20 protein-coding genes are annotated in these 21,628 nt (G+C 71.4%); 11 read left to right on the top strand and 9 right to left on the bottom strand.

Going from position 1 to position 21,628, the window contains the following annotated elements; genetic code table 11:
- Positions 1–36 precede the first annotated feature (36 nt).
- Positions 37–1,161: an LCP family protein gene (locus AB0B39_RS15475; protein ID WP_357574605.1), complete on the top strand. Its 1,125-nt coding sequence runs from the start codon at positions 37–39 to the stop codon at positions 1,159–1,161.
- Between the two features lie 103 nt (positions 1,162–1,264).
- On the opposite strand, the gene AB0B39_RS15470 is transcribed toward AB0B39_RS15475, so the two are convergent.
- From AB0B39_RS15470 to guaB, 4 genes are all read right to left on the bottom strand, one after another.
- Positions 1,265–2,725 (bottom strand): M1 family metallopeptidase, encoded by a 1,461-nt coding sequence (locus AB0B39_RS15470; protein ID WP_357494402.1) that lies wholly within the window; start codon positions 2,723–2,725, stop codon positions 1,265–1,267.
- 107 nt (positions 2,726–2,832) lie between these two features.
- Positions 2,833–4,254, bottom strand: a complete 1,422-nt coding sequence (locus AB0B39_RS15465) for a M1 family metallopeptidase (RefSeq protein ID WP_357574604.1) — start codon at positions 4,252–4,254, stop codon at positions 2,833–2,835.
- 149 nt (positions 4,255–4,403) lie between these two features.
- On the bottom strand, positions 4,404–5,522 hold the full coding sequence (locus AB0B39_RS15460) for a GuaB3 family IMP dehydrogenase-related protein (protein WP_234589311.1): 1,119 nt from the start codon (positions 5,520–5,522) through the stop codon (positions 4,404–4,406).
- Between the two features lie 27 nt (positions 5,523–5,549).
- Positions 5,550–7,112, bottom strand: coding sequence for an IMP dehydrogenase (gene guaB / locus AB0B39_RS15455; RefSeq protein ID WP_234589309.1), 1,563 nt, complete (start codon positions 7,110–7,112; stop codon positions 5,550–5,552).
- A 186-nt stretch (positions 7,113–7,298) separates the two neighbouring features.
- Here guaB and AB0B39_RS15450 point away from each other — a divergent pair, with 186 nt between their 5' ends.
- Positions 7,299–7,718 (top strand): DUF5319 domain-containing protein, encoded by a 420-nt coding sequence (locus AB0B39_RS15450; protein ID WP_234589304.1) that lies wholly within the window; start codon positions 7,299–7,301, stop codon positions 7,716–7,718.
- Between the two features lie 25 nt (positions 7,719–7,743).
- Here the strand turns inward: AB0B39_RS15450 and AB0B39_RS15445 are convergent, their stop codons facing one another.
- Complete coding sequence (locus tag AB0B39_RS15445; RefSeq protein WP_357574603.1) at positions 7,744–8,562, bottom strand: response regulator transcription factor; 819 nt, start codon at positions 8,560–8,562, stop codon at positions 7,744–7,746.
- 256 nt (positions 8,563–8,818) lie between these two features.
- On the opposite strand from AB0B39_RS15445, the gene AB0B39_RS15440 reads away from it, so the two are divergent.
- Positions 8,819–9,202 carry a WhiB family transcriptional regulator gene (locus AB0B39_RS15440; protein WP_234589302.1) on the top strand — a complete coding sequence of 128 codons (384 nt, stop codon included), beginning with the start codon at positions 8,819–8,821 and terminating at the stop codon, positions 9,200–9,202.
- Between the two features lie 489 nt (positions 9,203–9,691).
- Here AB0B39_RS15440 and AB0B39_RS15435 read toward each other — a convergent pair whose 3' ends face one another.
- The 3 genes from AB0B39_RS15435 to groES all read right to left on the bottom strand — a co-directional run bounded on the left by AB0B39_RS15435 (position 9,692) and on the right by groES (position 13,495).
- On the bottom strand, positions 9,692–11,344 hold the full coding sequence (locus tag AB0B39_RS15435; protein WP_357574602.1) for a molybdopterin-dependent oxidoreductase: 1,653 nt from the start codon (positions 11,342–11,344) through the stop codon (positions 9,692–9,694).
- Between the two features lie 125 nt (positions 11,345–11,469).
- A complete protein-coding gene (gene groL / locus AB0B39_RS15430; protein ID WP_357494411.1) occupies positions 11,470–13,110 on the bottom strand; it encodes a chaperonin GroEL in 1,641 nt (546 codons plus the stop codon).
- 70 nt (positions 13,111–13,180) lie between these two features.
- Positions 13,181–13,495: a co-chaperone GroES gene (groES, locus tag AB0B39_RS15425; RefSeq protein ID WP_030330046.1), complete on the bottom strand. Its 315-nt coding sequence runs from the start codon at positions 13,493–13,495 to the stop codon at positions 13,181–13,183.
- 259 nt (positions 13,496–13,754) lie between these two features.
- Here groES and AB0B39_RS15420 point away from each other — a divergent pair, with 259 nt between their 5' ends.
- The 8 genes from AB0B39_RS15420 to AB0B39_RS15385 all read left to right on the top strand — a co-directional run bounded on the left by AB0B39_RS15420 (position 13,755) and on the right by AB0B39_RS15385 (position 21,348).
- Positions 13,755–14,951: a methyltransferase domain-containing protein gene (locus tag AB0B39_RS15420; protein ID WP_357574601.1), complete on the top strand. Its 1,197-nt coding sequence runs from the start codon at positions 13,755–13,757 to the stop codon at positions 14,949–14,951.
- Between the two features lie 10 nt (positions 14,952–14,961).
- Entirely contained in the window at positions 14,962–15,441 is a 480-nt protein-coding gene (gene ybaK, locus AB0B39_RS15415; protein ID WP_357494415.1) for a Cys-tRNA(Pro) deacylase, read from the top strand.
- Positions 15,442–15,619: 178 nt separating this feature from the next.
- Entirely contained in the window at positions 15,620–16,714 is a 1,095-nt protein-coding gene (locus tag AB0B39_RS15410) for a substrate-binding domain-containing protein (protein WP_234591082.1), read from the top strand.
- 115 nt (positions 16,715–16,829) lie between these two features.
- Entirely contained in the window at positions 16,830–17,648 is an 819-nt protein-coding gene (locus tag AB0B39_RS15405; RefSeq protein ID WP_234591084.1) for an ATP-binding cassette domain-containing protein, read from the top strand.
- A complete protein-coding gene (locus AB0B39_RS15400) occupies positions 17,645–18,907 on the top strand; it encodes an ABC transporter permease (RefSeq protein WP_357574600.1) in 1,263 nt (420 codons plus the stop codon). The genes AB0B39_RS15405 and AB0B39_RS15400 overlap by 4 nt, the downstream gene beginning before the upstream one ends.
- A 22-nt stretch (positions 18,908–18,929) precedes the next feature.
- The gene (locus AB0B39_RS15395; protein WP_234591089.1) at positions 18,930–20,111 is read left to right on the top strand and encodes an ROK family protein; all 1,182 of its coding nucleotides are present in this window, start codon (positions 18,930–18,932) and stop codon (positions 20,109–20,111) included.
- Positions 20,112–20,130: 19 nt separating this feature from the next.
- Entirely contained in the window at positions 20,131–20,439 is a 309-nt protein-coding gene (locus AB0B39_RS15390; protein WP_234591092.1) for a DUF1707 domain-containing protein, read from the top strand.
- A 168-nt stretch (positions 20,440–20,607) separates the two neighbouring features.
- Complete coding sequence (locus AB0B39_RS15385; protein ID WP_234591094.1) at positions 20,608–21,348, top strand: DUF4142 domain-containing protein; 741 nt, start codon at positions 20,608–20,610, stop codon at positions 21,346–21,348.
- Between the two features lie 22 nt (positions 21,349–21,370).
- Here the strand turns inward: AB0B39_RS15385 and AB0B39_RS15380 are convergent, their stop codons facing one another.
- Positions 21,371–21,625 (bottom strand): hypothetical protein, encoded by a 255-nt coding sequence (locus AB0B39_RS15380; RefSeq protein ID WP_039906914.1) that lies wholly within the window; start codon positions 21,623–21,625, stop codon positions 21,371–21,373.
- Between the last annotated feature and the right edge of the window lie 3 nt (positions 21,626–21,628).

Genomic DNA, 21,628 nt, shown 5'->3' with positions numbered 1-21,628 from the left:
GAGCGTTGTGCCGGATACGGGTGGAAGGAAAACACGATGAACCTGGGGTCGATGGAGCCGCGGCGACGGTGGCTGGTGCTCGGGCTGGCCGCCCTCGCCGTCGTCGCGCTGATCGCTGGCGGCACGGTGGTGATCACCCGGCTGACCGGGGGCGACTCGCCCGCCGGCACTCCGGTGGCCGGCTCGCCGAGCCCGTCGCCGGTCGGCACGCCCACGGCCACGCCCAGCCCGACCGGCCCGCCTCCGGGCGCGAACATCACCGGCCCGCTGACGCTCTTGCTCGTCGGGGTGGACACCCGGGTCAGCGTTCCCGGCTGGGAACCGCACTCCGACGCCGTGCTGGTGCTGCACGTGCCGAAGGGGCTGGGCCGGGCGTACCTCTTCTCGCTCCCCCGCGACCTGCTGGTGGACATTCCGGCGTTTCCGAAGGCCGGCTACAAGGGTGGCAGGACCAAGCTCACCCACTCGATGAGCTTCGGCAGCAGGGTGCCGGGCAAGCCCAAGCAGCCGAGCACCGCCCAGGGGTACGAGCTGCTGCGCAGCACGGTGAGCGGCTACACCGGCCTGCGGATCGACGCCGGGGCGGTGCTCACCTTCACCGGGTTCGACCGGCTGGTGAACGCCCTCGGCGGGGTGGACATCTACGTCGACCAGCGGGTCGCCTCGCTGCACCGCAAGCCCGACGGCAAGTACCGGGACAGCGCCCCCGGCGGGTACACCGGGCCGCAGCAGGTCTACGAAAAGGGCGAGCGGCACCTCAACGGGTGGCAGGCGCTGGACTACGCGCGGCAGCGCTACATCACCGGCGGCGACTACGCCCGCCAGCGCCACCAGCAGCAGCTCGTCCGAGCACTGACCCGCAAGATCCTCGATGAGGGCCTGGCCCGGCAGCCGGAGCGCGTCGACCAGGTGGTCGCCGCGCTGGGCGACACCCTGATCTACGTGGGCGGCAACCGGATCGTCGACCTGGCGTACGCGCTCAGCGGGGTGCCGGAGAACAAGTTCGTGCTGGTCGGCCTGCCCGGCGCGGGTGTCGGCAAGGGCAGCGCCTACCGGGGCGAACAACTCACCAGCGAGGGCCGGACGTTCATCACCGAACTCCGGGCCGGCCGCGCGGACGCGTACCTCGCGGCCCACCCCAAGCTGGTCGTCAAGACCTGACCCCGCCAGCCCCCAGCCCCGCGATCTTGCACTTTCGGTCGACGATTGCGCCGCACTTGCCCCTTTCGCCGGGGCAGAAAGTGCAAGATCGCGGGGGCTGGCCCTAGAGCTTCTTGGGCTGGGCGGGCTTCTTGGTGCCGTTGAGCCACGCCTCGAACAGGGCGTCGAGCTGCTTGCCGGAGATGCGCTCGGCGAGGGCCACGAACTCGGCCGTGGTCGCGGTCCCGTTGCGCTTCTCCGCCGCCCAGGTCTTGACGATCTGGAAGAACGCCTTGTCGCCGACGGCCACCCGCAGCGCGTGCAGGGTCATCCCGCCACGCTGGTAGACCGACTCGCTGAACAGGTCCTTCATCCCCGGCTTGCCCGGCGGGGTCTTCCACACCGCGGCCGGGACCCGCTCGTAGCGGATGTCGAACGCCTGCTTGGCGGTGTACTGCTTGGTGTGCTCGGCCCACAGCCACTCCGCGTACGTCGCGAAGCCCTCGTTGAGCCAGATGTCCTCCCACTTGGCCAGCGCCACGCTGTCGCCGAACCACTGGTGGGCCAGCTCGTGGGCGACCACCTCGGTGTTCTCGCCCCGCCGGAAGAAGCCGGCGGAGTAGACCGGGCGGCTCTGCGTCTCCAGCGCGTACGAGATGCGGCTGTCCGAGACGACCACGCCGCCGTACGCGTCGAACGGATACGGCCCGAAGACGCTCTCCAGGTAGTCGGCCACCTTGACGGTCTGCGCGATCGACGCGTCCGACGCGCCCTTGGCCACCTTCGTGGTGACGGCACTGTAGACCGGCTTGCCCTTGTGCTGGCCGGTGGTGATCCGGAACTTGCCAATCACCACGGTGCTCAGGTAGCTGGCCATGGGCGACTTCTCCGACCACTTCCAGGTGGTCCAGCCGTCCTTGGTGGTGTTGCCGCCCGGCACGCCGTTGCTGACTGCGGTGACGCCCTGCGGGACGGTGATCTCGAAGTCGTACGCGGCCTTGTCGGACGGGTGGTCGTTGACCGGGAACCAGGTGCTCGCCGACTCCGGCTGGCCCAGCGCGATCGCGCCGTCGGCGGTGTGCAGGAAGCCGCCCTCGCCGAGCACCTCGTTCTTCAGCGGCTTCGGCACGCCCTCGTACACGATCTCCGCGACGAACCCGTTGCCCGTGATCAGGCCGGCCGCCGGCTTGATCACCAGCTCGTTCTTCTCCCGGCTGTGGGTGGCCGGCGTGCCGTCCACGGTGACCGTCTTGACCGTCAGACCGGCCAGGTCGAGGTTGAACGTCGACAGGTCCGCCGTCGCCGTGGCCTGCACCGTCGTCGTACCGGTCAACTGGTCCTTCGCCGGGTCGTAGCGCACCTTCACGGTGTACTTCCCGACGTCGTACCCGCCGTTGCCGTAGGTCGGGAAGTACGCGTCGCCGACCCCGGCCGCCCCGGCGGTGAAGGTCCGCGACGGCGTCGGGGACGCGCTCGGCGTCGGGGCCGCGGCCTCCTTGGTGGACGAGTCGCATCCGGACAGCACGAGCGCCCCGGTCACCAGCAGACCGGCACCCACCCGCAGCCTGCGCCGCGTTCCCCGCATCACGAACCCTCCCCGTACGCCCGGTGCGGGGGGCCTCGCCACCCCGCGCGACCGGCGCTCCTGCCCGATCGCAGGCGGCAGCCTATCGACAGATGATCACGGGGCCGTCACGGCAGGGTCGGTGCCGCTCCGCCCACCAGCCACGCGTCGAAGAGCGGCCGAAGCTGCCGGCCGGCCACCCGCTCGGCCAGCGCCACGAAGTCCGAGGTGGTGGCGGTGCCGGACGCCCGCTCCGTGGTCCAGGTGCGCAGGATGCGGAAGAAGATGTCGTCACCGACCGTCCGGCGCAGCGCGTGCACGGCGAGCGCGCCACGCTTGTAGACGGCGGTGCCGAACATCCGCTCCCGTCCCGGCTCGACCGACGGCTGGGACCAGTCGGTCGACGCGTACTGCACCTCGAAGTTGCGCTGCGCGGTCCGGCCGCCGTCGTGCTCCTCCCACAGCCACTCGGCGTAGCTGGCGAAGCCCTCGTTGAGCCAGATGTCGCTCCACCGGTGCAGGGACACGCTGTCGCCGAACCACTGGTGGGCCAGCTCGTGCGCCACCACGCCGGGATTGGGACGGTCGTCGGTGAAGAAGGCGGGCCCGTAGACCGGCCGCGACTGGGTCTCCAACGCGTACCCGACCCGGTCGTCGGCGACCACGATCCCGCCGTACGCGTCGAACGGGTACGGGCCGAAACGGCTGGCCAGAAAGTCCACGATCTCGCCGGTGCGGGCCAGTGAACCGGCAGCCCCACCGTTCGCCGGCAGGCTCGCCGCCACGGCGGTGACCAGCGGGCGCCCCGCGTGCTCGCCAGTGACCACCCGATAGTTTCCGATCACGAGGGTGCTCAAGTAGCTCGCCATCGGGGTGCGCTCCGACCAGCGCCAGGTGGTCCACCCGTCGGCGCTGCTCCTGGGCCCGGGCACCCCGTTGCTCAACGCGGACAGTCCGTCCGGGACGGTCACCGCGATGTCGTAGCTGGCCTTGTCCGACGGGTGGTCGTTGACCGGGAACCAGGTGGCCGCGGAGTCGGGCTGGCCGAGAGCTATCGCCCCGTCGTCGGTGTGCAGGAAGCCGCCGCTGCCCAGCTCACCATCGGTCACGGCGGTCGGCACCCCCGCGTAGTCGACCACCACGGTGAAGGCCCGGCCGCGCGCAAGCCGGTCGCGCGGGGTCACCACCAGCTCACCGTCGTCGCGGCGGTGCTCGGCGCGCTCGTCGGCGACGGTGACCGCGCCGACGTTCAGGCCGACCAGGTCCAGGTTGAACCGGGACAGATTTTGGGTGGCAGTCGCCGTGATTGTCGCCCGACCGGTGAGCCGGTCGGTCTTCGGGTCGTAGCGGACGTCCAGCCCGTAGTGCGTGACGTCGTAGCCGCCGTTGCCGCGGCCCGGCACGTACGGGTCGCCGATGTCCGCGGCACCGGGTCGGAACCCGCCGTCGTCGTCGCCCGTGCAGGCGGCGGTCAGCGTGACGGCGCAGCTCAGCGCCGTGAGGGCGGCGGTCAGCCGGCGGCGGGACGGTGAGCGTCCGCTCAGGACCATGCACGACTCCTTCTCCGCCATCCCCGGTCAGGAACGAGCGTAGCCAGCAACACGTCGTCCGATGGCCGTATCGAGGGCGACAGCCCTACCGGCAGACGACGGAAGGCCGGCTCCGCGCGATCGCGGGCCGGCCTTCCAGCGTCGAATCGTCAGCGGTCGAGGACCAGGCCGACCTTCTGGAACTCCTTGAGGTCGCGGTAGCCGCACTTGGCCATCGCCCGGCGCAGCCCGCCGAACAGGTTGAGCTGACCGTCGGCCTCGTCCGCCGGGCCGAAGAGCAGCTGCTCCATCGACCCGAGCGGCTCACCGGCGACCTCGAACGCGCCGCGGGGCAGCGACGGGTGGCTGGCCGCCGAGTGCCACCAGGCGCCGCCGGCGGGCGCCTCGTCGCAGAGCGACAACGGCTCGCCGAGCATCACCGCGTCCGCGCCACAGCCGAGGGCCTTGGCGATGTCACCGGAGGTCTGGATGTCGCCGTCGGCGATCAGGTGCACGTACCGGCCGCCGGTCTCGTCGAGGTAGTCCCGACGGGCCGCCGCGGCGTCGGCGATCGCGGTGGCCATCGGCACCCGGATGCCCAGCACCGACTCGGTCGTCGACCAGTCGTCGCCGCCGATGCCCACGATCACGCCGGCCGCGCCGGTGCGCATCAGGTGCAGCGCCGTCTTGTAGTCGGTGCAACCGCCGACGATGACCGGCAGGTCGAGGTCGGCGATGAACTCCTTGAGGTTCAGCGGCTCGTCGGTAGTCGACACGTGCTCGGCCGACACGATGGTGCCCTGGATGACCAGGATGTCCACGCCGGCGTCCAGGATGACCGGGGCCAGCGCCAGGGTGTGCTGCGGGGACACCCGCACCGCCACCGTGCCGCCGCCGGCGCGCAGCTCGCGGACCCGCTCGGCGATCAGATCCGGGCGAATCGGCTCGGCGTACACCTCCTGGAGCCGCTTGGTGGCGCGGGCGTCCTCGTCGAGGCCGGCCAGCTCCTCCAGCACCTTCGTCGGGTTCTCGTAGCGGGTCCACAGCCCCTCGACGTTGAGCACGCCGAGACCGCCGAGCTGACCGAGCCGGACCGCCGAGGACGGGCTCATCGTGGCGTCCGAGGGGTGCCCGACACAGGGGATGCCGAACGGGTACGCGTCGAGCTGCCACGCGGTCGAGACGTCGTCGACGTCCCGGGTCCGGCGGCTCGGCACGATGGCGATGTCGTCCAGGTGGTAACCGCGCTGCGCGGTCTTGCCCAGCCCGATCTCGACCACGTCACGCATGGGGGACTCCAGGTTGTTGGGGGATGGTCAGCGGGAGTGGTAGTTGGGCGCCTCGACGGTCATCTGGATGTCGTGCGGGTGGCTCTCCTTGAGCCCCGCCGCCGTGATCCGGATCAGCTGGCCACGCCGGTGCAGCTCGGGGATGCTCTCCGCGCCGACGTACCCCATCGCGGCCCGCAGCCCGCCGGTGAGCTGGTGGGCGACCGCGGACAGCGGGCCCCGGTAGGGCACCTGCCCCTCGACACCCTCGGGGACCAGCTTGTCCTCGGCGAGCACGTCCTGCTGGAAGTACCGATCCTTCGAGTACGACTTGGCCTGCCCCCGGGACTGCATCGCGCCGAGCGAGCCCATCCCGCGGTACGCCTTGTACTGCTTGCCGTTGATGAAGATCAGCTCGCCGGGGCTCTCCTCGCAGCCGGCCAGCAGGCTGCCGAGCATCACCGTGTCGGCGCCGGCGACCAGGGCCTTGGCGATGTCGCCCGAATACTGGATACCGCCGTCGCCGATCACCGGGACGCCGGCCGGGCGGGCGGCACGGGCCGCCTCCATGATCGCCGTGATCTGCGGGACGCCGACTCCGGCGACGATCCGGGTCGTGCAGATCGCGCCGGGGCCGACACCCACCTTGATCCCGTCGGCGCCGGCCTCGACCAGCGCCCGCGCACCTGCGTACGTGGCCACGTTGCCGCCCACGATGTCGATCGTGACGTCCTTCTTGAGCCGGCGGACCATGTCCAGCACGGCCCGCTGGTGCCCGTGCGCCGTGTCCACGATCAGCACGTCGACGCCGGCGTCGACCAGCGTGCGGGCCCGCTTGTACGAGTCCTCGCCGACGCCGACGGCGGCGGCCACGCGCAGCCGGCCCGCGTCGTCCTTGGTGGCGTTCGGGTACTGCTCGCTCTTGGTGAAGTCCTTCACGGTGATCAGCCCGCGCAGCCGACCCGAGTCGTCCACGATCGGCAGCTTCTCGACCTTGTGGCGACGCAGCAGCGCCAGCGCGTCGTCCTTGCTCACGCCGACGGTGGCGGTGACCAGCGGCGTCCGGGTCATGATCTCGTGGACCGGGGTCTCCGGTTCGGAGACGAAACGCATGTCGCGGTTGGTGACGATGCCGACCAGCTGACCTTCGCCGTCCACCACCGGCACACCCGAGATGCGGTAGCGCCCGCACAGCTCATCGACCTCGCGCAGGGTGTCGTCCGGGCTGGCCGTCACCGGGTTGGTGATCATGCCGGACTCGGAGCGCTTGACCAGGTCGACCTGGAGGGCCTGGTCCTCCACGCTCAGGTTGCGGTGCAGCACGCCGATGCCACCCTGGCGGGCCATGGCGATCGCCATCCGCGCCTCGGTGACCGTGTCCATGGCGCTGGAGAGCAGCGGAACGGTCAGTTCGATGCCGCGGGTGAGCTTCGTCCGGGTGTTGACCCGGCTGGGGACGACGTCCGACTCGCCCGGCTGGAGCAGCACGTCATCGAAGGTGAGCCCGAGCGGAACGACCCGGGCCGAGCCGGCGGGCAGCTCGGGCAGGTGGCCGCCCAGGTCGGCGTGCTCGACGCCGGCCGGAAGATCGGTGCTGGGCGAATTTTCCACGATTGCTCCCCTGAGCTGCTCGGATGGGCTTCAGCGAGGTGGCGCGGGCGGGCACCGGAACACGCCACGGTGCCGGCACGTCGTCCTATCGTACCCAGTGACCTGGGCGACCTCCGTCGGCGGCGGCCGCGTCGGCACCGTGCCGGGGGGCGGACGTTCGCGCCGCGTTGGGTCTACGGTGAGGGGGTGCACGACGAGCCCATCGACCCGTTCAACGGCGACCCGGCCGACCCGACCGCGGGCCTGGACGATCCGGGCGACGACGCGACGCCGGATCCGCTGACCGACGTCGAGCGGCAGGATGTGCTGGAGGACCTCGCCGACCTGGAGATCTACCAGGCCCTGCTGGCGCCCATCGGGGTGCGCGGGCTGGTCATCGAATGCGAGGACTGCCGGGAACCGCACTACTTCGACTGGGACCTGCTGCGGGGCAACCTGCGGCACCTGCTCAACTCGGGGCGGCCCCGGGTACACGAGCCGGCGTACGACCCGGACCCGGACCACTACGTGACCTGGGACTACGCCCGTGGATACGCCGACGGGGTGCACGACACCCTGACCGAGGGCACCGAGGACGAACCGGGCACCGCCACCACGGCCGACTGATCGCTGGCTGACCCCGGTGCGCGGGTCAGGAGACCAGGCCGGCGCGGAAACCGGCGGCGACGGCGTGGGCACGGTCCCGGGCGCCGAGCTTGCGGAACAGCCGTCGCGCGTGTGTCTTGACGGTGTCCTCGGACACGAACAGCTCCCGGCCGATCTCCGCGTTGCTCTTGCCCTCGGCCATGCCGAGCAGCACCTGGAGTTCCCGTTCGGTGAGCCCGATCGCCGCCCGGTTGGGGCGGGCGCTCGGGGCGGGCCGGTTCGGGTCGGTCGGGCCGGCGGCCGACCCGTCGGTCGCCGATTCGACCTCGTCGTCGCCCCGCTGCACCGGCACCGACGGCATGCCCGGCGACCCGTCGCCGGGCGCGGCCGTCCAGCCGGGTTCGGCAGAGCCGCGGACCGATGGCGCGGAGCGGCCCGAGCCGCCGACCGCCGCGGTGTCCCGCGCCGGGTCGGTGACCCGCTGCCGGGAGGCCCGTCCGGGCGCGGTGAGCAGCAGCAGGGCCTTGGCGACCGCGCTGGTCAGGTCATGGTCGGCGTTCTGGATGAGACCCCGGGCGCCGGCGCTGATGGTGGCGGCGGCGGCCTCGGACTCCTCGGCGCCGAGCAGCAGGACCGCGGCCTGCGGCGCGCGGGCCAGCACCCGACGGACGAAGCCCGCGCTGTCCGGCCGGGTGAGTGCCGTGTCGGCCAGGACCACGTCGGCTGGCCGCTCGGCGAGTCGCAGCATCACCTCGGGATCGGAGACGGCGGTACGGACGATCGCGGACAACCCCAGCCGGGCGGCAGCAGAAGTGAGGTGCTGAGCCGCGAGCGGTGTCCGAACGCACACAAGAACGGTACGCACTGTGGTGGTCTCCTCTCCGCACACGAGCAGACCATGACGGCGTCGGCTGGGGAGGGGGTTCCCGGCAATCATCTGAACTTTTCCGACAGATGGGGCAAAAGCCGCAAGTTGTCAGACGTTTTGGATCACACACGTGTGAGCCGACGACAGCCCGGGTACCGGGAGGTCCAGGCCGGGAACGGTGCGCCTGCGCGGCCCGCCGCCCGGAAGCCGGCCACAAGAATTCTCGCGGTGCCGCGCGGGAGGAGGGGTGCTGATGTCGAACGTACGTAGACTGCCCGGACCCATCGTCGATCTCTGGGACTGGCAGCGGCTCGGTGCCTGCCGGGGCCGGGACAGCGCCCAGTTCTTCCACCCGGACGGGGAGCGGGGCTCCTCCCGGCTGCGCAGGGAGTCCGCCGCCAAGTCGGTCTGCCGCGCCTGCCCGGTCCGCGCCGAATGCGCCGCGCACGCCCTGTCGGTCCGCGAGCCGTACGGCGTCTGGGGGGGCTTCAGCGAGTCGGAGCGGCTGCGCCTGCTCGCCGTCGGCTGGGAGGACCTGGCCGACCGGCGGCAGATCCGGGTCGACGTCGCCCGCCTGGAGGCGCGACTGGGCCGCCCGCACAAGTCGACGGTCCCGGCCCAGCGCAACGTCGCCTGACCCGACACACCAGCACTCTCCGAAACCGCGCTCCCGATGGGGAGCGCGGTTTCGCGTCACGGCACCACGACCGCGAGGCAACTTCTGACGGACGGCGGACCGGCGCCGCCGCTCGCTCCGCCGCCATGCCAGGCCCACGCAGCCGTGCGCTGAACGTTTTCGCTCTGCCCACCCACCGGTAGGCCTGCCGTCCTTTGCGATGCCGGCGGTATGCCGGCGGTCCTTTGCTCTGCCGGCGGTATGCCGGCGGTCCTTTGCTCTGCCGGTGCTCTGCCTGCGGTCCTTTGCTCTGCCGGTGCGATGCCGGCGGTATGCCTGCGGTCCTTTGCTCTGCTTCAGCGGAGGAAACACCCCCTGTCCGAATAACGGACACGGCGTGTTTCCTGGGTTGAAGCAGAGCAAAGGAAGAACGAAGGTGCAGGTCCTCCCTTGGCCGCCGACGGGCTCAGCGCGCGGCCCCGACCGGCTCAGTGCACGGCGTGAGCCAGATCAGCGGACGTTGACGGGGACTGTGTGCCAGCCGGTAGCGCCGTCCGGGGCGACGCTCTGCGTACGCTCGGTCTGGGTTTCGCCCGTCGCGTCGGTTGCCCGGACCTGGAGCCGGTGGTCGCCAGGCGTGGCGTCCCAGCGCCAGGACCACTGCACCCAGGTGTCCACCGAGACCGTCGGGGCCAGCTCCGCCTCCTGCCAGGGGCCGTCGTCGACGCGTACCTCGACCCGGCTGATGCCCCGGTGCTGCGCCCAGGCCACACCGGCCACCGTCACCGGACCGGCGGTCAACCGGTTGCGCCGACGCGGGGCGTCGATGCGCGACTGGGTCTTGATCGGGCCCTGGGCGGACCAACCGCGCGGCACCCAGTACGCGTCGAAGTCGGCGAACCGGGTCAGCTCCAGCTCGGTCACCCACTTGCAGGCCGACACGTAGCCGTAGAGGCCCGGCACCACCATCCGGACCGGGAACCCGTGCTCGACCGGCAACGGCTCGCCGTTCATGCCGATCGCCAGCAGCGCGTCCCGTCCGTCGCGGAGCGCTGCGGTGGGGGTGCCACAGGTCCAACCGTCGACCGAGCGGCCGACGACCTGGTCGGCGTCCTGCTCCGGCTGCACCTCGTCCAGCAGTTCCCGCAGGGGTACGCCCAGCCAGCGGGCGTTGCCGATCAGATCGCCACCGACCTCGTTCGAGACGCAGGCCAGTGTGACGTACCGCTCGACCAACGGCCGGGCCAGCAGATCGGCGTAGCTGTAGGTGCGCTCGGTGCCCACCCGGCCGTGGATGCGCAGCCGCCAGGTGTCCGGGTTCACCTGCGGCACCACCAGGGCGGTGTCGATCCGGTAGAACCCGGAATTCGGGCTGACGTACGGCGCGAGCTGGGCCAGCGACAGGTCCGCGCCCGCCGGCACCGCCGGTGCCGGGGCGATCGGCGCGGGCAGCCGGATCGCGTCCCGGGCGGCGGACACACCGCGTCGACCGGACAGCCAGCGCCCGCCGAGACCGGCCACGGCCGCCGTGCCGAGCAGTACGCCGGTGCCGGTCAGGAACCGTCGGCGCGACTCCGGATCGACAGCCGGGGCCGGCGCGGCGGGGGTCACCGGCACCGGCGGGGCGGCGGGGGTCACTGGGATCGGCAGGCTCTCAGTCGGCCCGGCGGGCGACACCGGCGTGGTTGCCGAGCGGGGGTCGGCGGGTGGTGCCCAGGGCCAGGGGTCCAGCTCGAACGGGCCGGCGATGAACAGCCAGAGCACCAGGGCGCCGAGCGTGCCACCGACCAACGACGGCAGGGCGTCGAAGACGTCCGCGCCGGAGCGGGTCAGCGCGGCGGCCACACCGACGACGCCGAACGCCGCGATGCCGGCCAGGCCCAGGGCCAGCCGGCGGACCGCCAGCATCCCGAGCAGCGCGGCGAAGGCACCCAGCAGCAGTGCCGTTCCGGTCAGCAGGGCGATCTTGTCGGCGGTGCCGAAGACGTCGATGGCGAACTGCTTGAGCGGCTCGGGGACGGCGTCGACCACCACCCCGCCGACCGCGACCAGTGGCGCCGACCGGGGGCCGGTCAGCACCGCCACCGGCTCCGCGATCCCGATCGCGACGGCGGCGGCGGTCACTCCGGCCAGCGCGGCGTACCGCCGCGACGTGGTGCTCATCGGCCCAGTGTGCGCGTTCGTCTCGCCGGGTCGCCAACCACGTCAGCGCTTGGTAATGATCGCGGAGACGAACCGGGGCACACCGCCGTACGACGGTGTGCCCCGCAACGGGTGTCGCTACCGGATCAGAAGCCCGGGCCGTGCTGGTGGCCGTGGCCGTGGCCGTGCCCACCGGCGGCGGCCGGCTCGGCCTGCTCCGGCTTCTCCACCACGAGGCTCTCGGTGGTGAGCAGCAGACCGGCGATCGAGGCGGCGTTGGTGACCGCGTTGCGGGTCACCTTCACCGGGTCGATGATGCCGGACTTGGCCAGGTCGACGTACTCGCCCTTGGCGGCGTCGAGACCGTTGCCCCACTCCATGCCGGCGACCTTCTGCGTCACGACGTAACCGTCGTGACCGGCGTTCTGCGCGATCCAGCGCAGCGGCTCGACCAGCGACTTGCGCACGATCGAGACGCCGACCTTCTCGTCACCGGTGAAGCCCAGGTCGTCGTCGAGCACCGGAAGGATCTGCACCAGGGCGGCGCCACCGCCGGGCACGGTGCCCTCCTCGACCGCGGCCTTGGTCGCCGCGATGGCGTCCTCGATGCGGTGCTTGCGCTCCTTCATCTCGACCTCGGTCGCCGCACCCACCTTGATCACGGCGATGCCGCCGGAGAGCTTCGCCAGCCGCTCGGCCAGCTTCTCCCGGTCCCAGTCGGAGTCGGAGGCCTCGATCTCCTTGCGGATCTGCGAGACCCGGTCGTCGACATCGGCCTTCTGGCCGCCGCCGTCGACGATCGTGGTGTTCTCCTTGTCGACCACGACGCGCCGGGCGCTGCCGAGCACCTCCAGGCCGACCTGGTCGAGCTTGTAGCCCAGCTCCGGGGCGACCAGCTCCGCGCCGGTGGAGATCGCGATGTCCTGGAGCATGGCCTTGCGCCGGTCGCCGAAGCCCGGGGCCTTGACCGCGCAGACCTTGAGGGTCTTGCGCAGCGAGTTGACCACCAGGGTGGAGAGCGCCTGACCGTCCACGTCCTCGGCGATGATCAGCAGGGGCTTGCTGTTCTGCAGGACCTTCTCCAGCAGCGGCAGCAGCTCCTCGATCGCCGAGATCTTCTGGGTGGTGACCAGGATGTACGCGTCCTCCAGGACGGACTCCTGACCCTCCAGGTCGGTGACGAAGTTCGGCGAGATGAAGCCCTTGTCGAACTGGAGACCCTCGGTCACTTCCAGCTCGGTGGTGAGCATCGAGCCCTCCTCGACGGTGATGACACCGTCGCGGCCGACCCGCTCCATCGCCTCGGCGATCAGCTCGCCGATGGTGGCGTCCTGCGCGGAGATCGTCGCCACGTTCGCGATCGACTCCTTGCCGGCGACCTCGACGGCCCGGCCGAGCAGCGCCTCGGAGACCTTGGCGGCCGCCGCGTCGATGCCCCGCTTGAGGCCGGCCGGGTTGGTCCCGGCGGTCACGTTGCGCAGGCCCTCGCGGACCATCGCCTGCGCCAGCACGGTCGCGGTGGTGGTCCCGTCGCCGGCGACGTCGTTGGTCTTGGTCGCCACCTCCTTGACCAGCTGCGCGCCGAGGTTCTCGTAGGGGTTGGTGAGCTCGATCTCCTTGGCGATGGTCACACCATCGTTGGTGATCGTCGGCGCACCGAATTTCTTGTCCAGGACGACGTTGCGCCCGCGCGGGCCGAGGGTGACCTTGACCGCGTCTGCGAGGGCGTTGACACCGTGCTCCAGCAGGTGCCGGGCGTCGTCCGAGAAGCTCAGGATCTTCGCCATGAATGTCCCTTCGAAGCGACGCTGCCCCGGCCCGGCGAGCCGGACCGGGGCAGCGACACTGATCGGTTGCTTACTTCTCGATGACCGCGAGGACGTCGCGGGCGGAGAGCACCAGGTACTCCTCGCCGGCGTACTTGACCTCGGTGCCGCCGTACTTCGAGTAGAGGACGGTGTCGCCGACCTGCACGTCAACCGGAACCCGGTTGCCGTTGTCGTCGACGCGCCCCGGGCCGACAGCGAGGACGGTGCCCTCCTGCGGCTTCTCCTTGGCGGTGTCGGGGATCACGATGCCCGACGCCGTGGTGGTCTCAGCCTCGTTCGCCTGGACCACGATGCGGTCCTCGAGCGGCTTGATCGCAACCTTGGTCGCGGTAGTCACGGGCATACCCTCCTGGGGTACTGGTTTCGTTGCCGGCCAGCGGGGCTGACCAGCGTCAATCTGCCTCATGCCACCGGGCGGGGCCGTCGTCGCGGGTGCCGGTCCGCCTGGCGTGCGCACCCGGGTCGCGAGACCCGGAAGCTGGCACCCTCAGGGTGAGAGTGCTAATCGCAGGTTATTCCGTGGCTAGCACTCCGTCAAGGAGAGTGCCAGCGAGTCGCGCCCCGCCAGCCGGTATTTCCGCCTCGGCCGGGACAATGGCCGGGTGGATCTCGAACAGCTGGCGGCGCTGCGTACCCCTGAGGGGTCGGCCGCCCTCACGGCGGCGGCCGGGCTGGCCGGCGGTGATCCACTGGCGGCGGCGTCGGCGTTGCGCGCCGCCGGGGTGCCGCCCGCGCTGGCCGCGGCGGCGCTCACCCAGGCCGAGCTGCGTCACCGGGCGGTCGGCAAGTTCGGCCCGGCCGCCGCCGGGATGTTCCTCACCCGGGCCGGGCTGGAGCAGGCCACCCGCCGGGTCGTCGCCGAGCGTCGCGCCGAGCGCCTGCGCGCGGCGGGCGTACGCACGCTGGCCGACCTCGGCTGCGGCCTCGGCGCCGACGCGCTCGCCGCCGCCCGCTCCGGCATCCGGGTGTACGGGGTGGAGGCCGACCCGGTGACCGCCGCGATGGCCGCCGCCAACGCCGCCGCCGCGGGGCTGGCCGAGCTGTTCACTGTCGAGTGCGGCGACGCCACGGCGTTCGACGTCTCGCGGGTCGACGGCGTCTTCTGTGACCCGGCCCGACGCACGAGCGGCACCGGTCGGCGGATCTTCGACCCGCGCGCCTACTCGCCGCCGTGGGACTTCGTCACCGGGCTGGCCGAGCGAGTGCCGCGCACGGTGGTGAAGGTGGCGCCGGGCCTGGACCACGCGCTCATCCCGGCGGGCGCGGAGGCGGAGTGGGTAGGCGTGGACGGCGACCTGGTCGAGGCCGCGCTCTGGTGCGGCGACCTGGCCCAGGTGCCCCGCCGCGCGACCCTCTACCGACAGGTGGGCGCCGAGACGCACCGTTTCCAGCTCACCGGCTCGGGCGCCACCGAGGCGTCGGTCGGGCCACCGCGCCGCTACCTGTACGACCCGGACCCGGCGGTGGTCCGCGCGCATCTCGTCGCCGAGCTGGCCGACCAGCTGGACGCCACGCTGGCCGACCCGAGCATCGCCTACCTCTACGCCGACCGGCCGACCCGCACCCCGTACGCCAGGTGTCTGGAGATCACCGACGTGCTGCCGTTCTCGCTCAAGCGCCTGCGGGCGTTGCTGCGCGAGCGGCGGGTGGGCCGGGTGGAGATCCTCAAGCGGGGCTCCGCGCTCACGCCGGAGCAGTTGCGGCGGGATCTGCGGCTGGCCGGCGACCAGGCGGCGAGCCTGGTGCTCACCCGGACCGCCGGGGCACCGACCGTGCTGGTCGGCCACCCGGTCCACTAGCGTCGTCGGTGTGGCGGGACAGGGCACTCCGGCGACGGCGCTGCTGGGCAAGCGTGGGATCGCGTATCGCACCCATCCGTACCGGGTCTCCCCGGACGCGCCGAACTACGGCGCGCTGGTCGCCGAGGCGCTCGGCGTGGCGCCCGAGCGGGTGTTCAAGTCGCTGGTGACCGAGGTCGACGGCGCGCTGACCGTGGCGGTCGTCCCGGTTACCGGCGAGCTGGACCTCAAGGCGCTCGCGGCGGCGGTCGGCGGCAAGCGGGCGACGATGGCCGACCGGGCGGTCGCCGAGCGGGCCACCGGCTACGTACGGGGCGGGATCAGTCCGCTCGGGCAGCGCCGACGCCTGCCCACCGTGCTTGACGAATCCGCGCTGGATCTGCCGACGATCTACGTCTCGGCTGGTCGACGCGGCCTGCAACTCGAACTGGCCGCGGCGGATCTGGTGGCGCTGACCGAGGCCCGCACCGCGCCGTTGCAGACCCGCTGACGACAGTCGTTACGTCGGCTCCCCGTGGGATACCCGGGGAGTAACAGTCGCGTTGCTGAATTGTTATCGCTTCCAACAAACTTGGCACCTGCGCGGTCTTGTGGGACCAGTGTGACGCGAAATACGTTGCCGGACACAACAAAACAACACCTCCCCCACCTCCGAAAGGACCCTGCACATGCGTAAGGGGATCCTCACCATCGCCGCCGTGGGCCTGCTCGCGACCGGCGGTTTGACCGCCTGCGGCGACGACTCCGGCTCCGACAAGCCCAGCTCCGCCAAGACCCCCAAGATCGGCGTCATCCTCCCGGACAGCAAGTCCTCCGCCCGGTGGGAGACCGCGGACCGCAGGTTCCTGGAAGAGGCGTTCAAGGCCGCCGGCGTCAAGTACGACATTCAGAACGCCCAGAACGATAAGACCGCCTTCCAGACCATCGCCGACCAGATGATCACCAGCGGCGTCACCGCCCTGATGATCGTCAACCTGGACTCCGGCACCGGTAAGGCAGTGCTCGACAAGGCCAAGTCGCAGGGCGTCGCCACCATCGACTACGACCGGCTCACCCTGGGCGGCTCCGCCCAGTACTACGTCAGCTTCGACAACGAGACCGTCGGCAAGCTCCAGGGCGAGGGCCTGTCGAAGTGCCTGACTGAGAAGAACGTCAAGAACCCCGTCGTGGCGTACCTGAACGGCTCCCCCACCGACAACAACGCCACCCTGTTCAAGGCCGGCTACGACTCGGTGCTCAAGCCGAAGTTCGACTCCAAGGAGTACGTCAAGGGCCCCGAGGACGCCGTGCCGGCCTGGGACAACGCGCAGGCCACGACGATCTTCGAGCAGCAGCTCACCAAGGCCAACGGCAAGATCGACGGCGTGCTGGCCGCCAACGACGGTCTCGGCAACGCGGCCATCTCGATCCTCAAGAAGAACAAGCTCAACGGCAAGGTGCCGGTGACCGGCCAGGACGCCAGCACCGAGGGCCTGCAGAACATCCTCGCCGGTGACCAGTGCATGACCGTCTACAAGGCCGTCCGTGAAGAGGCGAAGGCCGCCTCCGACCTGGCCATCGCGCTCGCCAAGGGCGAGAAGAAGGACACCGGCCAGACGGTGAAGGACCCGGAGGGTGGCCGTGACGTCCCCTCGGTGCTGCTCACCCCGAAGGCCATCTACAAGGACAACATCAAGGACGTCATCGCCGACGGCTACGTGACCAAGGAAACGGTCTGCACCGCGGCGTACGCCAAGGCCTGCGCCGACGCCGGCATCAGCTGACCGACGCCGCAGTACCCGCCGGGACGACCACCGCCGCCCGGCACGGGAGCACCCCTCCCGTGCCGGGCGGCGCCCGCCGGACGGGCCCCGACCCTCCCTTAAGAAGGAGACCCCCGTGTCCGCGACCCCCCTGCTGGAGCTCCGCGGGATCGACAAGAGTTTCGGTCCCGTCCAGGTGCTCCGCGACGTCGCCCTGACCGTCCACCCGGGCGAAGTGACCGCTCTGGTCGGCGACAACGGCGCCGGCAAGTCGACCCTGGTGAAGTGCATCAGCGGCATCTACCCCACCGACGCCGGTGAGGTCCTGTTCAACGGCGAACAGGTGCACATCGGCAGCCCCCGCGACGCCGCAGCCCTCGGCATCGAGGTCGTCTACCAGGACCTCGCGCTCTGCGACAACCTGGACATCGTGCAGAACATGTTCCTCGGCCGGGAGAAGCACAGCGGCATCGTCCTGGACGAGCCGACCATGGAACAGCTTGCCGCCGAGACCCTTGCGGGGCTCTCCATCCGTACCGTCACCTCGCTTCGCCAGCACGTGTCCAGCCTCTCCGGCGGTCAGCGCCAGACCGTGGCCATCGCCAAGGCGGTGCTGTGGAACAGCAAGCTCGTCATCCTGGACGAGCCGACCGCGGCGCTCGGTGTGGCACAGACCGCGCAGGTCCTCGAACTGGTCCGCCGCCTCGCCGACAACGGCCTGGCCGTGGTCCTCATCTCGCACAACATGAACGACGTCTTCGCCGTCTCCGACCGGATCGCCGCGCTGTACCTCGGCCAGATGGTCGCCCAGGTGAAGACCACCGACATCACTCACGCCCAGGTGGTTGAGCTGATCACCGCCGGCCGCTCGGGCGGGCTCGGCCTCGCCACCGACCCGGGCGGCAACGGCGACGGCCCGCAGGCGGCCGACTCGATCTCAGGAGGCGTCCGATGACCACCACCGCCGTGCGCAAGGACGGCCCGGCGGCCGTCACACCGCCGCCGACCGTCGGGAGACACGCCCGCAACTACATCAGTCGGGTACGCGGTGGCGACGTCGGCGCGTTGCCGGCCGTGCTCGGCCTGATCGTGCTCTGCACCGTGTTCGCGGTCATGCGGCCGTCGTCGTTCCTGTCGGCCGGCAACTTCGCCAACCTCTTCACCCAGGGCGCCGCGGTCACGCTCATCGCGATGGGTCTGGTCTTCGTGCTGCTGCTCGGCGAGATCGACCTCTCCGCCGGCTTCGCCAGCGGCGTCTGCGCGGCGGTACTGGCCAACGTGGTCACCGTGCTCGGCTACCCCTGGTGGGTTGCGGTGCTCGCCGCGATCGCCACCGGCCTGGTCATCGGCACCACCCTCGGCATGCTCGTCGCGAAGGTCGGTATCCCGTCCTTCGTGGTCACCCTCGCCGGCTTCCTCGCCTTCCAGGGCATCGTGCTGCTGCTGGTGAAGGAGGGCACCAACATCTCCGTCCGCGACAACGTGCTGGTCGCCATCGCGAACCGCAACCTCAGCCCCGCCCTGGGCTGGGCGTTCGCCATCCTCGCGGTCGCCGGCTACGCGGCGGTGCAACTGCTGCGGCACCGCAACCGGGTGGCCCGCGGCCTGATCACCGACCCGATCGCCGTGGTGGCGCTCCGGATCGCCGGGCTCGCCATCATCCTCGGCACCGCCGTGTACGTCCTCAACCTGGAGCGCAGCCGCAACGTCCTGATCAGCTCGCTCAAGGGCGTGCCGATCGTGGTGCCGATCATCGCGGTGCTGCTGGTCATCTGGGCCTTCGTCCTGCAGCGCACCAGCTACGGCCGGCACATCTACGCCGTGGGCGGCAACCGGGAAGCGGCCCGCCGGGCCGGCATCGGGGTCGACCGCATCCGGATCTCGGTCTTCATGATCTGCTCGTCGATGGCCGCCGTCGGAGGCATCGTGGCGGCCAGCCGGGCCAACTCGGTCGACCCGAACACGGGGGGCAGTAACGTACTGCTCTACGCGGTCGGCGCGGCAGTCATCGGCGGCACCAGCCTCTTCGGCGGCAAGGGCCGCGTCCTCGACGCCATCCTCGGCGGCGCGGTGGTCGCGGTCATCGAAAACGGAATGGGCCTGATGGGGTACAGCGCGGGAGTCAAGTACGTGGTCACCGGCGTCGTGCTGCTGCTCGCCGCCAGCGTCGACGCGCTCTCCCGTCGCCGCGCGGCAGCCACCGGCACCCGCTGACCGCGCGGAAGGTAGCACCAGCATGCGCCCGGCACCCAGCCAGGAGGAGGTCCGGAGGCAGAACCTCGGGGCCCTGCTGCGGCACGTGCACGTCCACGGGGCGACCACCCGGGCCGAACTCACCACCGCGCTGGGACTGAACCGGAGCACCATCGGCGCGCTCACCGTCGACCTGGCCAGCGTCGGACTGGTCAGCGAGGGAACGCCGAAGGAGACCGGCCGGGCCGGACGACCGTCCATTGTCGTCCGGCCCGAGTCGGCCCGGGTGTACGCGTACGCGTACTCCGTCGAGGTGGACCGGCTGCGCGCCGCGAGGGTCGGCCTGGGCGGCGCGGTGCTGGACCGCCGGGAGCTGGACCGCCCACGCGGGCTGCTGGCTGCGGAGGCCGCGCCGATGCTGGCCGGCGCGGTCAAGGAGATGCAGCAGGCGGTACCCGCCGACGCGATCTGCGTCGGCACTGGCGTCGCGGTCTGCGGGATGGTCCGCCGCGAGGACGGCCTCGTCCGGCTCGGCCCCACCACGGGTTGGGTGGACGAGCCGATCGGCGCCGCGCTCGGCGCCGAACTGGGCCTCGACGTGCCGGTGACGGTCGGCAACGTGGCCGACGTGGCGGCGTTCGCCGAGCACGCCCGGGGAGTCGCGGCCGGCTGCGACAACGTCATCTACCTGTACGGGGACGTCGGCGTCGGCGCCGGCATCATCGCCGGTGGGCGGCGACTCACCGGACACGGCGGGTACGGCGGCGAGGTCGGCCACATGAAGGTGGTCCGTGACGGCATGCCCTGCGAGTGCGGCGCCCGGGGTTGCTGGGAGACCGAGATCGGTGAGCACGGCCTGCTCCGCGCGGCCGGACGGTCCGACGCCCGCGGCCGCGACGCGTTGCTTGCTGTCTTCGACGCCGCCGACCGGGGGGACGCCCGCGCCCAGACGGCGGTCCGCAAGGCCGGTGACTGGCTGGGCTTCGGGGTGGCCAACCTGGTGAACGTCTTCAACCCCGAAATGGTCATCTTCGGCGGCACCATGCGGGACCTCTACCTCGCCGCGGCCGCCCAGATCCGCAGTCGACTCAACTCCAACGCCCTCGGCGCCTGCCTGGAACACGTCCGGTTGCGCACACCCAAACTGGGCGAGGACGCGCCCCTGATCGGCGCCGCCGAACTGGCCTTCGAACGGCTCCTCGCCGACCCCCTCGACGTGGGCTGATCCGCGTACCCTGTCCGGCGTGGATGTCGAGCTGCGCGCCTCCGACGACGACCGCCACCGGGTGGTCGCCGAGCTGCACCGGCACACCACCGAGGGCCGGCTCACGCTTGACGAGTTCGACGAGCGGGCCGGCGCGGTGTGGGCCTCCCGCACCCTCGGCGACCTGGCCGCGCTGACCCGGGACCTGCCGGCCCTGCCCGACCCCGCCGCCGCGACGGCCGACGCCGGTGACCAGATCGGGCACGGCCGCCGGGAGCTGCTGGTGCTCTTCGCCGTGGCCGCACTCACCCTGCTGCTGCTCGGCGGTTTCCTCGCCGTCACCCGCTGACCGGCGTCGCGCGGAGGGCTCCGGCTCGTCCACAGCACGCATTTCCACGGGACGTACCGATGAACTGATCGGGCGATCAGTCCGTACCAGTGGGCGGACGGGCGGTCGGCAGGATGCGGCTGCCCGGTCCGAACGCGTTTCGGTCCGGACCGAGGAGGCACCGCAGACATGGCACCGCTCAGATCCGCCCGTCGTCGGCCGGGCAACCGGATGCACCGCGCGGCGATGTTGCTCATCGCGATCATCGCGGGGGTCGGTGTCCTGCCCGGAGTGGCCATCGCCGCCCCCGCCGGCGGACAGCAGCTCAACGCCGCCGACATGACACTGCTCAACGGTGTGCGGTTGGCCGGGCTGTGGGAGATGCCGGCCGGTCAGATGGCCGCCGAGAAGGGGCAGTCGGCGAAGGTCCGGGAGATCGGTGCGGGCATCGCCAACGAGCACCAGAAGCTCGACCAGCTCGTCGTGGACGCCGCCAACAAGCTCGGCGCGACCATCCCCACCGAGCCGACCGCCGAGCAGAAGGGCTGGCTGGCCGAGATGCAGAAGGCCTCCGGCGCCCGGTTCGACCAGATCTTCGTCACCCGGCTCCGGGTGGCCCACGGCAAGATCTTTCCGGTGATCGGCGCGGTCCGGGCCAGCACCCGCGACGCGACCGTCCGCAAGCTGTGCGAGGACGCCAACGCCTTCGTGCAGCACCACATGCAGATGCTGGAGTCCACCGGGCTGGTCCGCTGGCCGGAGCTGCCCCCGGCGGCGCTGCCCGCCCCCGGCCAGGACGGGTTGCTGGCCGCCGCCGCGGCGAACACCGGCCCGCAGGTCGGGGTCAGCAGCACAGTCGTCTGGCTGGTCTTCCTCGCCGCGCTCGGCACCGGCGGGATCGCCACCTACCGGATGCTGCGCCGCAGCTGAACCACCGCCTCTGGTGGCCCCGTCAGCGATCCACCTGGGTGAAGTCCCAGGAGTGCGGGGCGCGGGCCACCAGCAGGGCGGGCGGATCGGGCAACGGACGCGGGCTGCTGCGCCACTTGGAGATGACCACGACACGGTGGTCGGTGGAGGAAAAGACCTCGCTGGAAACGTGCAGAGGGTCGTGCTCCAACTCCGGCAGGGCGGTGTCGCACACCCAGGTGATCAGGTCGGCGACGCCGTACGCCTCGGCGCGCGCCTCCCACATCCGCACGATCATCTC

The sequence above is a fragment of the Micromonospora sp. NPDC049114 genome, assembly GCF_040648635.1.
Lineage (GTDB): Bacteria > Actinomycetota > Actinomycetes > Mycobacteriales > Micromonosporaceae > Micromonospora.
This window is presented reverse-complemented; position numbering and strand designations above follow the sequence as displayed.

Excerpts from the sequence above, each read along its gene's own strand:
- AB0B39_RS15435 (WP_357574602.1), bottom strand. The coding sequence starts at position 11,344 with ATGAGCACCACGTCGCGGCGGTACGCCGCGCTGGCCGGAGTGACCGCC.
- AB0B39_RS15395 (WP_234591089.1), top strand. The coding sequence starts at position 18,930 with ATGCGCCCGGCACCCAGCCAGGAGGAGGTCCGGAGGCAGAACCTCGGG.
- AB0B39_RS15470 (WP_357494402.1), bottom strand. The coding sequence starts at position 2,725 with ATGCGGGGAACGCGGCGCAGGCTGCGGGTGGGTGCCGGTCTGCTGGTG.
- groES (WP_030330046.1), bottom strand. The coding sequence starts at position 13,495 with ATGCCCGTGACTACCGCGACCAAGGTTGCGATCAAGCCGCTCGAGGAC.
- groL (WP_357494411.1), bottom strand. The coding sequence starts at position 13,110 with ATGGCGAAGATCCTGAGCTTCTCGGACGACGCCCGGCACCTGCTGGAG.
- AB0B39_RS15385 (WP_234591094.1), top strand. The coding sequence starts at position 20,608 with ATGGCACCGCTCAGATCCGCCCGTCGTCGGCCGGGCAACCGGATGCAC.
- AB0B39_RS15400 (WP_357574600.1), top strand. The coding sequence starts at position 17,645 with ATGACCACCACCGCCGTGCGCAAGGACGGCCCGGCGGCCGTCACACCG.
- AB0B39_RS15410 (WP_234591082.1), top strand. The coding sequence starts at position 15,620 with ATGCGTAAGGGGATCCTCACCATCGCCGCCGTGGGCCTGCTCGCGACC.
- AB0B39_RS15460 (WP_234589311.1), bottom strand. The coding sequence starts at position 5,522 with ATGCGTGACGTGGTCGAGATCGGGCTGGGCAAGACCGCGCAGCGCGGT.
- AB0B39_RS15440 (WP_234589302.1), top strand. The coding sequence starts at position 8,819 with ATGTCGAACGTACGTAGACTGCCCGGACCCATCGTCGATCTCTGGGAC.
- AB0B39_RS15380 (WP_039906914.1), bottom strand. The coding sequence starts at position 21,625 with ATGATCGTGCGGATGTGGGAGGCGCGCGCCGAGGCGTACGGCGTCGCC.
- AB0B39_RS15475 (WP_357574605.1), top strand. The coding sequence starts at position 37 with ATGAACCTGGGGTCGATGGAGCCGCGGCGACGGTGGCTGGTGCTCGGG.
- AB0B39_RS15465 (WP_357574604.1), bottom strand. The coding sequence starts at position 4,254 with ATGGTCCTGAGCGGACGCTCACCGTCCCGCCGCCGGCTGACCGCCGCC.